Genomic DNA, 12,963 nt, shown 5'->3' with positions numbered 1-12,963 from the left:
AGACTGCGCGTGCCGTTACTGAGCCCAAAGAGGATCGGGGGCCCCGACACGCCCTCGCTGCTTCCCTGGAGTTCGGCCCAATGGGGCAGGCCCCGAGCACAGACGCCCCGCTTCCGTGGGGCGGCGGGGGCCAATTTTGCTCCCCGCCGGAGTCCAGACGCTGCTGCCCAGGTTCTTGGCCCCTCTGACGGACCACTCCGGCAACGCATTCGTTCGCTTGATACATCGGCGCTGTTGGTCGTAAGTTGAACGCGTGGCGACTCTACGTCCCTATTCAGGTTGCTGGGCTGTAGGTGCTGGCATGCTTCGTCACGCCGGTTGACGTTGTGAAAAGGACCAAGGCTTAGGACCGCGGCCATGAAAAATCCTTACACCGACAGCGACAGACTGACGCTGTGCCAACGGGCGCGTGATCGCGCAGTTGTTCTGTTCAAACGGGCGGGCGAAGCCATCCTAAGCCCCAGTGAAGGCGACCGTGGCCAGCCCTTGGAGGATGAAAGGGCGCTGCTCCTAGATACGGGCCACCTGCTGGAGTCGCTTGTTGCGCAATTCCACGTAGACGGGGCCAGACTCGGAAATCCTCGGCAGTCGTTTTTGATAGGAAGGATGACCTTGGCAGAAGCCTACGACGCGGAGCTGGTGCGCATGGCGCGGGCTGGTCGGCTGGAGTGCTTGATGGATGCGACCGACTTCATCTTAGGGAGCGAGGGTCGGGCTTGGTTAAGCGCGCGCGACCAAGCTCGCCGCAGTCGTTACGACCTTGCCTTGGACAGCAACGAGGGGCTGGCAGCAGTTCTCGAAGAGCTGGAAGGGATGGCAAAGCGTCCTTCAGAGTAGTCCCGCTTGGCGGAAGCGTTCTGACGGCGGAGGCCTATTGGGCATCCGAGCAACGCCCTGGTCGCCCCAGGCCTGGCCAAGGCGCTAGAGAGACCTGGGGCCAAAGAGATGCCGGGATCTCCGCCTCGCTGCCGCTGCCGCGCATCGACGCCAATGGGATGATTCCGGTTGGCTGAGGCCCGGTAAGGGATGATCACGGGGCCTGTACTTCCGCGGCGGGACTATTGCCGCTCATTCCTGCCTGACTGGACCTTCGCTATGACCCCCGGCGCCCTTTCCGCTATGGCTCATTGGGCGGCATTGCCCAGCTTCCGCCACCTGACGGTTGGCGCAGCGCAGCAGCAGCTTCAAGAGATATTGCCCCATTACCCCCACCCAGCGGACCAGCCCTTGGCGATCTGCGTCAACGGCTACCGGTGGTTTGGCAACGAAATGGAAGCGCTTGCAGACGCAATCCATCGCGCGGCGCGGCGGCCTCACCTTCACTACGTGTCTCTCAGCGGGGAAGACTGGGCGGCTGAGCAAAACAGAGAAGGCCTTTGGGCACTCCCGAGCCGCTGTTCCCCCCGCAGCCAAAACGAGCTGGTGGCTGGGATCCTGAGCGCTGCTATGGCCGCCCCTGTCGCTGATCCGCTCCTCGGATAATTGATAAGTGGGGAAGCCTAACGATGGCGCTGGAGGTTTTTGGAGTCGGCCGCTGCGGCGCTCCGGCGACGGAAGCTGTTGGGGATAGCCCCTGACAGGAGCCACGATCTACGTCACATTTCCCCGTGGGCGGTGCAGCTGCCGCAGGTGAGAAGCCGAATCGGCTCTGGCATACTCCCGCCGCCAGAAGGGGGGCATGCAGTTGAACATGAAGAAGAACACGCGGGTGGTGGGGGAGGCGTCTTACCGTCCATGGCCCGAGATGAATCATGCCGCTCGCACCCTCAGGAGGGCCGCTCGCGAGCAGGGGGCTGCGAAACTACATGTGGTGACGGGAGCGCTGGTTCTCACTGCTTTGGCGGTAGAAGCCTTCTGTCAAACGCTCGGTCCCGGTCTATTTCCTGACCGTTGGACCGATGGGGCAAGACCGCTGGCGAACAAGGCGGTCCTGAGAAAGCTTGAGTTGATCGGGCGGGAAGTGGGGGTGCAGGTCGACTACCGGGAAGAGCCTTGGATCCACGTCAATGCTCTGTTCGAGGCCAGAGCGCTTCTGTTGGCGCCCCGCGCCGCGGCACAGCTGGTCGATGAGGTGTTGGCGGTCGATGAGGACGCCGACCCCCACTTTGACGCGCACGCCGCAGTCCAGCGGCACTTCCGCCCTCTGCACAACCTGATCGAGCTTGAGAAGGTTGCCGGGGAGATCAACAAGGGGCTGCTTAATATTTGGGACGCGGCCGGCGGAGAAGAGGCCATCCTTAATGTGACGGCCAACACTGGTTGGACAGTACAATCAGTGGAATGACATGGCGGCGACAGGGCGAAGGGCCTGGGCCGGAAGTTGCTTGGAGGTGGGCGCGTGGGGACACACCATTCAGACGAGCGATTCTATTCCGTTCGCCTCACGACGGAAGGGGTGGAATACACGGCCGAGATCTGGCGGGACGCCCCTGATCGATGGTTATTGCTCGCGGTTCTTCCCGACATCGGTGTGGCAATCGCCGACTTGGATCGTCCATTTCCTTCGTTGGAGCTTGCACTGCTTGAGGCCGAAGTTTTGGCCGGGGAGGCCGTGCGGCGTTCCCGTCAGATCGCCTCAACCATCTGGGTGTAATCCAACCCGCAGCCTGCGCACTTCCAGCGCCTTCAGCACCTCTGGCTCCCCCAATTGCAGTTTTTCTTCACCGAGGTCATGGGACGGGTGTCTCACTTCATCCGTTCATGTTGGTCGCCCCTCCACACTCCCCACATCCCCTCGAAAGAGGGGGGCGGTCGGTGGGATGGCGCGCACTTGCCGATGCGAGGGCAGGTTCGTTTGGTTTCCTGGTCGCCGCGCAAGGCATGCCCCGTAATCACAGTAGCCTTTCTTCCAAGCCAAAAAGAAGCTTGCGCAGCCCCCTCTGAATTGACTGATCGCAAGCACCCCTTCGGGCGTCGACTGATCGGTCTGCTGCGCCACGGTGCTGGTGCTGGTGCTGGTGCTGGTGCGGGCGCGTGGCCAGTGGGCCGGGAATGCTGGGGCAAGGAATATGATGAGGCCGCTTGACTCCACATTGATGCACCTGTCAAACGACTACGGGATGGGTGCCGCGGGAAGCCCTTGACCGACTCCTCTGGACGTCGCCTGGCCGCGGGCCCCGTCATGGGTGGCATGGCTAAGGAACGTGCCGCTTGAATGCAGCTGGGCCTCGGGCCCCAGCTTTTGTGGCACTCGGTCCTGCCCGGGCCGTTGACGCTCCGGTCATCGGAAGTTGACACCTCGTTGGCAGGCCCTGTGGATACTCCGGCAAAGACCGACAGAGGCCCCCGCCATGGCAACCGCCACCCTTGCTCCCGAAGTTCTCCGCATTGAAGTGATGGATCTGGACGCTGGCGAGGTAGCCGTCGTGGCCCAGCTGGACCGGGAGCCCTCATCAGAATGGGTGGACCATCTGCGCGATATCGTGGATTCAACGCCTGGGATGGAGGAGGTGGCCGTACGCTTGGATGGCTACTGGCTCTTCTTTGTCGGCTTCGGCTCAGCGTCTGGCTCGGCCACTCACAACCGGGTAGCGCGGCTGGTCGCCTCCACAAAGGAGACGACCCCAACCCGAGCGCCGAAGAAGCCCAAGGCTTCCAAAGCCGCACGCGCGGCCGCCTGCGCCGATGAGCAGACCCGCTCCTCAGCACCTTCGATGCCAGCGTTACAAATCTAGGCGTTGACGTAAAAGCGCACGGACGGGCCAGTGGGACGCTGAGGCCGACAAGCCGCGGTCTTGGAGATCGTGTGGAGCTCCGTTGGCGTCACCGGCGGACTGGTCAGGGGGAGAGTTGACCCTCGCCTCCACGTCATAGACCACGAACGTCGCACCTTAGGGTCTCACGCGATCTCGGAGGAGGCCTGGGGGCCTCGCCCATCCAAAGCCCTATCAAACACTTTGAGCAGCGCCTCAGCGCTGACCGGCTTAGATAGGAGGTAACCCTGGATCTGATCGCATCCTTGAGCCTGCAGGAAATGCAACTGGGCGGGCGTCTCCACGCCCTCGGCCACGGTGCGGTAGCCAAGCTCTCGCGCCAAGTTGATGATGGCCGTTACCTTTGGCTTGGCCTTTGGGTCGGTTTCTAGGTTATCGATGAGGGACTTGTCCATCTTGATGGTATCGATGGGCAGATCAGACAGATAACCAAAATTGCTATAACCGCTGCCAAAGTCATCGATCGCAATCTTGATGCCGGCCTCGGCCATTGCTTTGATTTGGCGTCCGGCGACAGAGTCCGCGCGCAGCCATTCGCCTTCCGTGATTTCGATCTCAATGCAATCAAACGGGAGCGATCGAGCGTGAAGCTTGCCGCGCAGCCTATTCCAAGCATCTTCAGATGACAAGTCAGCACCCGAAAGGTTGACGGACAGCGCCAAGAAATGGCCTGCCCCCCTCCACGCGGCAAGTTGATCGAGCGTTGCATCGAGCACCCACGGCGTTACCGTTTGCATCAATGCAGTTCGCTCGAAGACCGGGATGAACTCGCCTGGGCTCACCGGGCCGAGCCGAGGATGTGTCCACCGGAGCAGGGCCTCTGCCGAGACGGGCTGGAGATCCGAGGCGCGATACCTCGGCTGATACACCATATAGAACTCGTCTTTTCGAAGCCCTCGCTCGGCGTCGGCCGCCAAGCGATACCCACGCCGCATTTTGGTGTCGCGCTGCTCCGAATACCACGCGAAAGGATGTCGGGCTTCAAACGATTGGTGGAGTCCTATCAGCACCTTCCGAATGACATCGTCACTGGTGTCTTCGCCCAGTGTCACCGCGCACACCCCTGCATGGAAGCGGGGGGACATGGGAACGGCAGCGGCCATTAGTGGCCGGGTCATTCGCTGCCGGAGTTCATCCACAAGCGCTTCCATCTCCGCCGCGCTGGAAAACTCCACTAAGAAGGCAAACCGCGTGACTCCGACGTGGTAGACGTCGGCCAAGCCTTCCAAGGCGAGCTTGAGTCTCACAGCGGCCCGCCGAATCAATACTTCCAGCGGACGCATACCCAACGCTTGGCCGGCTTCGTTCGCTCGCGGGATGTCAAACACATCGACCAAGACCGCGAACATACGCCGACCGCTGTGTCGCTGGGCCAAGGCGTCATAGTCGATCTGGAACTGGTGTCGATTCGGTATGCCGCTGACAGGCTCCAAGCGGCCTGACATGTTCCGCAGTTCAAGCTGCCCAATCACCAGTTGGGCAAGCGTGGAGAGCTGGGCGCGGTCGGCTTCTGAAAATTCCCGGACCCGGGTGTCCATGATGCACATGGCTCCAATCGCTACTCCATTCTTAGCGACCAGCGGTGCACCCGCGTAGAACCGAAGGTGCGGAGAGGCGACCACCAGAGGGTTGCTCTTGAAGCGCTCATCTGCAAGCAAGTCGGGAATAACCATGACATCCCTACATGCAATCGCGTGCGCGCAAATCGACATTCTGATGTCGGTCTCCGCCACGGGCAGGCCGATTCGAGAGATAAAGCGCTGTTTGTCTGACTCAAGTATCGAGACGAACGCAACCGGTGCCCCAAAGGCAAACGCCGCCAGTGAGGTGATGCGGTCTAGAGAAGGCCCGGACTCCGAGTCTAAGACGTGCATCGCTCCCAAGACCGCCATCCGTTCTTGGGCATCGGTGATAGGTAAGCTCATAGCGGTCGCGCTGCGTTCAGTCCACGGTGGATTAGATCTATAGCACCAATTTGGAGCATATCCGATGAAATCACACGGCGTACTCCAGGTAAGTTCTGCTCGGTTGCAGCCCACCTACAGCGAGCCTCCGCGGACTCTCGCAGGGCGTTATCTCCGGAGTCCTTTTTCTTCTTCGCACAAGCGGTGTGCGAGGAAGGACAACGGGTCGACCGAAACCCCTCCAGCTAGAGGGTTGCCTCGTCACGGAGCGCCCGATCTAGAACGGCCTCTGTGGCGCCACACCTGGGACAGCGCACCACTGTGGCGCCATCGTGCCGCTCGAACTGGGAGGGGCCCGTTGACACAGCAAGCCACCGCCCATGGCACGACAGGCATTCCGCATCCATGCTCTCGGCGCCCAGCCAAATCGCTTCTTGCCAGCCCATTTCATGCGTTGGCTCGCTGGCAGTCAAGCGTTTGATCTCGGTGACGTTCGTGATGATAAATCTGTCAGTGACCAACATGACAACACGTCCTCCCGTATGGGCCGTCCCAGCACGCGAACGCGCGGGCTACGGATATGATCAACATTTGGCCGCTAGGATCAATTCGTGGATAGCTCTTCTGTGAACAATTCAGCGACGTCGACGGTGCAAGAGAGTGAGGGTCCAAGGTCTGCGATCCCTGCGATATCATGTTGCTGATGACTGACAGTACACCAATCTTTGCCTTGGCTTACGCGAGCCGTTCCTCATCCGATCTCCAGAACGCGGACTTGGAAGCAATCCTCGTTGATGCATCGGCTCAGAACCGCATAGCCGATGTCACAGGGGTGTTGCTATATGACGGCACGAGCTTTCTTCAATACCTTGAAGGCCCAGACGAGGGCGTCGCTTCTGTTTTTGATCGCATCAAGAGGTCGAGCCGCCACGCCGATATCCGCGTGCTGTTCAGTGGAGAAGTGAGCGAGCGTTATTTTTGGAACTGGTCAATGGCGTGTCAGCACGCCGATGCATCTTTGATCCAACGCATTGAGGCCGCCCGATGGAACGAGCGCAGTCATCCCTACCTAGAAGAGGATGGAGAAAAGAACCCAGCGCTGCGACTGCTGTACGAGTTCTGGTCGGTCGACGCGCCGCCGACTAGGTAGGGGTCCCACGAGAGGACGTGAACAGTTCAAAAAAGTGCCGGGCGCGTCTAGGCGGCGACGGTGAACGCCACGGTGTCCTAACCATTTGAGTAGTACGGTGGGCCCATCGGCTTCATGGTGACGCCGAACGTGGAGAACGATCATGGGAAATCAGAATCAGCAGAGTCCGAATCCGGGTCAGAACCAGCCGGGCCAGCAGAACCAGCCGGGGCAGCAGGGGCAACAGGATCGTGACACCCAGCGCCAGGGGCAGCAGCAGCAGGACCAGAACGACAAACGCGAGCGTTCGGGCGAGCAGGGCAGCAAAGACGAGGAAGAGTAAGTTCTCCTTGCCTGATGGTGTCAGGGCTCGACCGTCTGTGTCGGGCCTTTTTTTATGCTCAAAAGCTCCTACGCGAGAATTCCCTCATCCCGTGCTACCCGCACCATTTCCAAAGAGCTGCGTACATCAAGTTGGCGCATGATCGCGCGCTTGTGCGATTCCACAGTCCGGGTGGAAAGGTGAAGCCTTTGCGCGACCTCCTGCGCCCTCATGCCCAAGGCCACGTGCTCCAAGACCTGTAGCTGCTTGGTGGTTAGCATCGCCTTTCGCCTTTTGGGCGCACCGGCCGGCGAGACAAGCAAGCTTGCAGCCACATACGTGCAGCCGCCCATGACGCAATCGATCGCTCGGAACAGCTCTTGGCTTCCGCAGCGCCGATGGAGGAATCCCTTCGCGCCGGCCGCCATCGCCCTCGCTACAGTATCTGAGTCAGCCTCTGCAGGAAGGAACATGAAAGCTGGTGCTCGTTGCTCCTGCAGTATTCCCTCCATCAGCTCGATGCAGCCGGAGCCTGGCAGGTAGAGGTCTGTGATGACCAGGCTCGGGCGGACATTGCGGACAACCTCTCGGAAGCGGTCGGCCGTTGATGCAATCGAGACCCTCGAAAAGCTATCTTCCAGCAACTTCGCTATCCCTTCTGCGACCAGGGTGTGCTCGTCGGCCAGCACAAGATTGCCGAATTGCTTTCCCTCGGGCGGGGTCCAGACCATGTCCACTTCAGTGTTCCTCCATAGGGATTGCCACGCTAGCAGACCCGGTCATCGTCCAGGAAGGGTCAGGTCAGGGGCTCTTCGCAATGAGAATCAGAAGGTGGGGCGGGGGCCGACGCAGTGCTGGGCATCTCAGCGAGCAGCCAGAGCAAGAAAGTGCCCTGCTCCAAGCTGGGGAGCAGCTTTTGACCAGATCTGGCTTGGGATTCGAGCTCATCCAAGAAGGCCGTCCCCGCAGCAAAGTCAGTGACAGAAGGCGTAAGGCGCTCTGCGACCGCGGCCAGTTCGGTAGGGTCAAGGCGGGATCCGTCGCACACGAGGGACACTAACCTCGTTTTGCCCAAGCCTGTGAGGCCATGCTGCGGTGGTTTGGCGATGAGCACCCACACCAAGCCCGCCGCCACGAGCTCCATCGATCGTGACGGGGAGGGCCGGAACCCTTGCGCCACCATGCTGAGGTCAGCCATCAATTCAAGCTGTTCTTCTTCGAACTCCAACGGTCTGCTCCTATAAGGTAGGAGAAAATGTGCCACCTGTTGCAGTCCCCATCAAGCGCCTCCTTCAAAGGAAGACGGAGCTGTCAGGAGATGAGGGGCAGATGTTCTCCCCGGCTGGCGGAGGCCCCTCGGTCCAAGCCTGCCTGGATCGCCGGCAACGGGCATTCGCCGGCAACGTGCCTTGGTCCTAGCGGAGGTAGCGCTCTATCGGCACGAGCCTCGCTGCCTGAGCATCTTCGAGCAGCTGCAGCGCTCTGGCCTTCCTGGCTCCTATTCCGGCGACGGCCTCGGGAACAAGAACAGTCTCGTATTCTCGGGAATTGCTGTCAAAGCAGGTCGAGGCTATACAGGAGTCTGCGGCCATCCCGCACACCACCAACTGATTGCATCCCAACTTCGCGAGAAGGACAGCTAAGGGGGTTGCGAGAAACGCGGAGTGCTTGGGCTTCAGAACAAAGTAGTCATCCGCGCTGGGACGGAGCAGCGTCGCAATTTTCGCGGAGATGCCGTCCGTGACCAAGCACTCTTGGACCAGTTCTTTGAAATCCATCTGCCAATTTGCAAAGTTGTCATTGGCGTAGATGACCGGCTTCTCTTCGTCTTTGAAGCGCTGTCGAAGCCGGGCGATAGCCTTTGCGGCGCTCAGAGCGCTGTCCTGGATCAGGTCCGCCTCGGGGAAATCAAATCGGCTAAACATGTCAACGATCAGCAGGGCGGGCATCGGCTTCTTCATGGGGGTTCCTAAGTCGTTCAATCGCCCGTTTGGCTGTGGGGTGCGGCCATGGGCTTGGACTGAGGCGAGTCCTTCTGACGGAGGAAGATCGTCAATATCACCAGCGACAACACGGCGAGGAACTCGCTCTGCCAGTTTTGGAACGACTCAAACCAAAAGCTGCTGCTCCAAAGGTGCTCCCAGCATGTCGGAGCAGGGAGTCCTTTGGACAGCATTTCGTCAACTTCCGCGCGCCAGCTGCCGGCCAAGTGAAGAGAGAAGCTCATAACAAATAGGAGGCCAAAGGCGATCGCCAAGGAATGGCCATACAGCGCCTTCCACACGCCCCCACGACGAACCGGCCACGGCGTAGGTCCGTCCTCTACACGCTCCTCCTCCTCATCGGGCGACAAGGGCCGAGACTCTGCTGATCCCTTTTGGCGAAGGGTGACGGTCAGAAGCACATACATCCCCATCTGCAAGAACTCGCTTTCCCAATTCTCAAAGGTAGCGCTGACGAAGTGACCACTGTGCAGATACTGCCACAGGCCCAAAAGCGGCCTGTGCGCCTCTCGCAACTCCTCATTGTGCGCCAAGAAACCGGTCCAGACCTGTCCCGCCAGGAAGCACAGGAGCAGAAAAAGCAAAACTATCGATAATCCGTTTCTCTTCCACATGACCGGTGCTGCCCAAATAGTGCGGTTGCTAGGCCGCAGGGTGTTGAATCCGCTGCGCGTAGGGGCGCCGTGGCTTTGAGGAAAGGCGACACCGTGCCGCCACCTTTTATGATCAGCTCCCGAAGCCTGGTGGTTTCCCTGTGCTGCCGACTTGCCCGAAGTTGGGCTGGGTGCTTCCAGAGCGCTCCGGGATGCCCTCAGCCTCGCCTTCGCCCGCTTTGCCGCCCTTACTGTGACCGCGCTGGTTATAGCCAGCGTTCTCCGCTTCCAACGAGCTAGGATCACCTTCCTCCGCCGGCGGCTTGGCAGGCACGAACGGTGAGATAGGGTCGCTCGCTGGGAATGTCTCCTCCAACGCCTCCTCATGGTTGCGGTGGGTGCGTGCCTCTCGGGCTCGTTGCTCTTGAGGCGTTTCTTTCGCGCTGTGTTCCCCCGGAAGAGGCGGGTCTTTTTGATCTCTTTCCACGGCTGGCTCCTGAAAAGTGCAGGCAACACGAAATGCTGCCGCAGCGGTGCGGCAGCGCTCGGAACTAGGCGGCCGCAGCAGCCGCGTTCCCGCCGGACTGCGCCAGCAGGGTTAGCTTTTCGTCGGTCGCCTTCTCTTCTTCAAGGGTCTCGAGAAGAAGCGGAATCGCGGCCTTGTAGCCCAGCTGCTTGGCCAACGCGGCGATGGTGCCGTAGGATGCAATTTCGTAGTGTTCCACCTTTTGCGCCCCGCCGATCAAGGCCGCGTCGCGGACCGGCCCTTCTTCAATGCTGTCGATCGCTTCTTTGCCTTCCTCGACAAGCCCCTCCATCGCGGCACACTTGATGCGCTTGAGACGGATCCCCAGCAGTTCAACGACCTTGTCGATGCGCTCGATCTGCCCTTGCGTTTCCTCCAGATGAGTCTCGAAGGCGGTGGCAAGGTCCGGATTGGAGGCCGCACGAGCCAAGCGAGGCAGGGCTTTGGTGAGCTGCTTCTCAGCGCTGTAGATGTCAGACAACTCGTGGATGAAGAGGTCTTCGGCAGTCTTAATCGCCATGTCAGCGGTTCCTAGAGTGGGTGGGTGTTAGACGCTATGCTTCGCGACGTTAGTTTCGATCGGGTTGGCGTGAAGGGGTACTACACACCGGCGGGTTCCTCTTCCTCGCACGCCCCAGGCATGCAGCGGTCTTTCTTGGCCTTCAGGTGAGCGGCGGTCTTTGCGAGCTGCTCGTAACGCTGGCGGATCTCCTCCAACCTGTCTTGGTCCATTTCCTCCAGATTGAGCAGTTCGTCGTTCGCGTTGTGCGTGACGCGGATCAATTCGTCAAGCTTGATATGAATGGCCGCAGTGTCTGCGTTTTGGGTGTGTTGGATCAGGAAAACCATCAGGAACGTTACGATCGTCGTGCCCGTATTGATGACCAGCTGCCAAGTGTTGTTGAAACGAAACAGCGGGCCGCTCCCTGCCCATACGACGACAACACCCAAGGCGGCTACAAATGCACTCAGCGATCCGGAAGCCTTGGAAACGCTGCAAGCAACCCGGTTAAAAAAGACGTTTCCCATTTGCTCATTCATCGAGGGGTGGTGGCAGGACCATAGGAACTCTCTCGTCTTCGCTTGGTGAGCGTTATGGCAAAGAAAGGGCAAGAACCTCAATAGTTCAGGTCCGTGTGCGCCACGTCACGGTTCACAGCACCAAACCGCGAATTAAGGTTTTTTTTACATTGCTATCGCCTGACTGTGACAGCCGAGGAACGAGGCTGAACTCCTGAGCGAAATGAGGGCCGGGTCATGACTCCTGCCATCGTGCGTCGACTTGAGATCTGGGCCTCAATGAGGGGTTTTCGCTGTCTTACGGTGCGTGACGCGGCGGAGCATCTTCAGGAGTTGGTGCCCGGATTCCCGGGACTAGGGGACGGGCCGACGAAGGTCTCGCCCGACGGTTGTCGTTGGTTTGACCACGAGATGGAGGCAGTAGCAGACGCCATCTACCAAGCCGTGAGCTGCTCAAGCGATTTGGAAGAGACCTTGGAAAGCGATGACTGGGACGTGGATCGCGACAGTTCAGGAAGGTGGTCCGTTCCAAGGATCTGTCGGCGGGAGTGGCCAGTCAAACGCCCGCTCTTGCCGCCCTCTCGGCAAGGCTGGTTTCTGCGGTGAGCCACGCCTTGGCGCACCATTCACGGATACGCGACGGTAGGGGCGATAGAAGGAGGGAACGGCCGGACCACGGCCACAAGGATTGCTATGGCCAGGCCTATCTGGAGTGGATCGCTGTCGTTTGGTCTCCTCAACATTCCGGTATCGCTGATGTCAGGGGAGCGCCGAACTGATCTCAGCTTCCGGATGCTCGACTCCCGAGACAAGAAGCCGATTCGATTTGAGCGGGTAAACGCTGACACCGGCGAAGAAGTACCGTGGAAGGACATTGTCAAGGCCTTTGAATACGACAAGGGAAGCTACGTTGTCGTGGAGAAGGAAGACATTGCCGCTGCGGCCCCCGAGACCCACGAATCCGTGGACGTAGAGGCGTTCGTCGACGCATCCAGCATCGGTCTGCGGTTCTTCGAAAAGCCTTACATCCTAGCCCCGGGAAAGAAGGCCGAGAAGGGCTATGTCTTGCTTCGGGAAACGCTGAGGGACACAGGAAAGGTCGGTATCGCCCGAGTGGTGATTCGCACCCGCGAATACCTGTGCGCGGTCATGCCTGAAGGTGACGCCTTGGTCCTCATCCTGCTTCGATATCCTCAGGAATTGGTAGCACCGGATGACTACAAGTTGCCGGCTGGACAGACGGGTGATTACAGGATCGCTCCCAAAGAAATGGAGATGGCTAAGCAGTTGATCAACTCGATGACCAGCGAGTGGGCCCCGGACAACTATCACGACGAGTTCCGCGAAAGGCTTTCGGCAATCATTCAAAAGCGGGTCAAAGATGTAGGCGCCACAACCAAGTTTGAAGAACCCGCGCATCAAGAAGACACCGCCACGAACGTGGTTGATTTCATGTCTCTCTTGCAGAAAAGCCTGGAGACGAACAAGCGCACGCCCGCCAAGAGTGTTCCCGTAAAGACGGCCTCCAAGGCTCAAGCAAAATCGGGAAAGGAGGAGGAAAGGCGTGCGCCGCCAAAGAAGGCCGCCAAGAAGGCCTCCCTCAAGAAGGCTTCTCCCAAGAAGACACCGGTCAAGAGGGCGCGCAGGTCTGCCTGAATGGCGCACATTAAGGCAGTGGACGGTCTCTGGCTCACGCGACGCGCACGCCGCAGCGTCATTGGATGTAGGCCGCTTACCCCGAGGCTGCCGGTGC

12 protein-coding genes are annotated in these 12,963 nt (G+C 59.9%); 6 read left to right on the top strand and 6 right to left on the bottom strand.

Translation table 11 applies throughout. The annotated features are described in order from the left end of the window. Nucleotides 1-357: 357 nt before the first annotated feature. The 3 genes from GDJ08_RS16675 to GDJ08_RS16665 all read left to right on the top strand — a co-directional run bounded on the left by GDJ08_RS16675 (nt 358) and on the right by GDJ08_RS16665 (nt 3,674). Nucleotides 358-837 (top strand): hypothetical protein, encoded by a 480-nt coding sequence (locus tag GDJ08_RS16675; protein ID WP_152153280.1) that lies wholly within the window; start codon nt 358-360, stop codon nt 835-837. Nucleotides 838-1,690: 853 nt separating this feature from the next. Next, a complete protein-coding gene (locus GDJ08_RS16670; protein ID WP_152153278.1) occupies nt 1,691-2,284 on the top strand; it encodes a hypothetical protein in 594 nt (197 codons plus the stop codon). Nucleotides 2,285-3,290: 1,006 nt separating this feature from the next. After that, nucleotides 3,291-3,674: a hypothetical protein gene (locus GDJ08_RS16665; protein WP_152153275.1), complete on the top strand. Its 384-nt coding sequence runs from the start codon at nt 3,291-3,293 to the stop codon at nt 3,672-3,674. A gap of 164 nt (nt 3,675-3,838) precedes the next feature. Here the strand turns inward: GDJ08_RS16665 and GDJ08_RS16660 are convergent, their stop codons facing one another. Continuing rightward, entirely contained in the window at nt 3,839-5,638 is a 1,800-nt protein-coding gene (locus GDJ08_RS16660) for a putative bifunctional diguanylate cyclase/phosphodiesterase (RefSeq protein WP_229296552.1), read from the bottom strand. 673 nt (nt 5,639-6,311) lie between these two features. Here GDJ08_RS16660 and GDJ08_RS16655 point away from each other — a divergent pair. Together GDJ08_RS16655 and GDJ08_RS16650 are read left to right on the top strand one after the other, a co-directional pair. Beyond that, complete coding sequence (locus tag GDJ08_RS16655) at nt 6,312-6,767, top strand: BLUF domain-containing protein (protein WP_152153273.1); 456 nt, start codon at nt 6,312-6,314, stop codon at nt 6,765-6,767. A gap of 142 nt (nt 6,768-6,909) precedes the next feature. Continuing rightward, on the top strand, nt 6,910-7,089 hold the full coding sequence (locus tag GDJ08_RS16650; protein ID WP_152153271.1) for a hypothetical protein: 180 nt from the start codon (nt 6,910-6,912) through the stop codon (nt 7,087-7,089). A 68-nt stretch (nt 7,090-7,157) separates the two neighbouring features. On the opposite strand, the gene GDJ08_RS16645 is transcribed toward GDJ08_RS16650, so the two are convergent. The 5 genes from GDJ08_RS16645 to GDJ08_RS16625 all read right to left on the bottom strand — a co-directional run bounded on the left by GDJ08_RS16645 (nt 7,158) and on the right by GDJ08_RS16625 (nt 11,231). Further along, a complete protein-coding gene (locus tag GDJ08_RS16645) occupies nt 7,158-7,799 on the bottom strand; it encodes a response regulator (protein ID WP_152153269.1) in 642 nt (213 codons plus the stop codon). A gap of 684 nt (nt 7,800-8,483) precedes the next feature. Then, complete coding sequence (locus GDJ08_RS16640; RefSeq protein WP_152153267.1) at nt 8,484-9,029, bottom strand: cysteine hydrolase family protein; 546 nt, start codon at nt 9,027-9,029, stop codon at nt 8,484-8,486. Between the two features lie 17 nt (nt 9,030-9,046). Next, entirely contained in the window at nt 9,047-9,685 is a 639-nt protein-coding gene (locus tag GDJ08_RS16635) for a DUF6766 family protein (RefSeq protein WP_152153265.1), read from the bottom strand. A 530-nt stretch (nt 9,686-10,215) separates the two neighbouring features. Further along, complete coding sequence (locus GDJ08_RS16630; RefSeq protein ID WP_152153263.1) at nt 10,216-10,710, bottom strand: YciE/YciF ferroxidase family protein; 495 nt, start codon at nt 10,708-10,710, stop codon at nt 10,216-10,218. A gap of 80 nt (nt 10,711-10,790) precedes the next feature. Beyond that, the gene (locus GDJ08_RS16625; protein WP_226956667.1) at nt 10,791-11,231 is read right to left on the bottom strand and encodes a low affinity iron permease family protein; all 441 of its coding nucleotides are present in this window, start codon (nt 11,229-11,231) and stop codon (nt 10,791-10,793) included. A 672-nt stretch (nt 11,232-11,903) separates the two neighbouring features. Here GDJ08_RS16625 and ku point away from each other — a divergent pair. Further along, nucleotides 11,904-12,866, top strand: a complete 963-nt coding sequence (ku, locus tag GDJ08_RS16620; RefSeq protein WP_152153259.1) for a non-homologous end joining protein Ku — start codon at nt 11,904-11,906, stop codon at nt 12,864-12,866. The last annotated feature ends 97 nt before the right edge of the window (nt 12,867-12,963 follow it).

This window comes from Stenotrophomonas nematodicola, assembly GCF_009467805.1.
GTDB classification, from domain to species: domain Bacteria; phylum Pseudomonadota; class Gammaproteobacteria; order Xanthomonadales; family Xanthomonadaceae; genus Stenotrophomonas; species Stenotrophomonas nematodicola.
Note: the sequence above shows the minus strand (reverse complement) of the source record. Positions and strands in the feature narration are given on the sequence as shown.

What these genes read in the sequence shown, in the direction of transcription:
- GDJ08_RS16675 (WP_152153280.1), top strand. Translation starts at nt 358, where the DNA reads ATGAAAAATCCTTACACCGACAGCGACAGACTGACGCTGTGCCAACGG.
- GDJ08_RS16670 (WP_152153278.1), top strand. Translation starts at nt 1,691, where the DNA reads ATGAAGAAGAACACGCGGGTGGTGGGGGAGGCGTCTTACCGTCCATGG.
- GDJ08_RS16665 (WP_152153275.1), top strand. Translation starts at nt 3,291, where the DNA reads ATGGCAACCGCCACCCTTGCTCCCGAAGTTCTCCGCATTGAAGTGATG.
- GDJ08_RS16660 (WP_229296552.1), bottom strand. Translation starts at nt 5,638, where the DNA reads ATGAGCTTACCTATCACCGATGCCCAAGAACGGATGGCGGTCTTGGGA.
- GDJ08_RS16655 (WP_152153273.1), top strand. Translation starts at nt 6,312, where the DNA reads ATGTTGCTGATGACTGACAGTACACCAATCTTTGCCTTGGCTTACGCG.
- GDJ08_RS16650 (WP_152153271.1), top strand. Translation starts at nt 6,910, where the DNA reads ATGGGAAATCAGAATCAGCAGAGTCCGAATCCGGGTCAGAACCAGCCG.
- GDJ08_RS16645 (WP_152153269.1), bottom strand. Translation starts at nt 7,799, where the DNA reads ATGGTCTGGACCCCGCCCGAGGGAAAGCAATTCGGCAATCTTGTGCTG.
- GDJ08_RS16640 (WP_152153267.1), bottom strand. Translation starts at nt 9,029, where the DNA reads ATGAAGAAGCCGATGCCCGCCCTGCTGATCGTTGACATGTTTAGCCGA.
- GDJ08_RS16635 (WP_152153265.1), bottom strand. Translation starts at nt 9,685, where the DNA reads ATGTGGAAGAGAAACGGATTATCGATAGTTTTGCTTTTTCTGCTCCTG.
- GDJ08_RS16630 (WP_152153263.1), bottom strand. Translation starts at nt 10,710, where the DNA reads ATGGCGATTAAGACTGCCGAAGACCTCTTCATCCACGAGTTGTCTGAC.
- GDJ08_RS16625 (WP_226956667.1), bottom strand. Translation starts at nt 11,231, where the DNA reads ATGAATGAGCAAATGGGAAACGTCTTTTTTAACCGGGTTGCTTGCAGC.
- ku (WP_152153259.1), top strand. Translation starts at nt 11,904, where the DNA reads ATGGCCAGGCCTATCTGGAGTGGATCGCTGTCGTTTGGTCTCCTCAAC.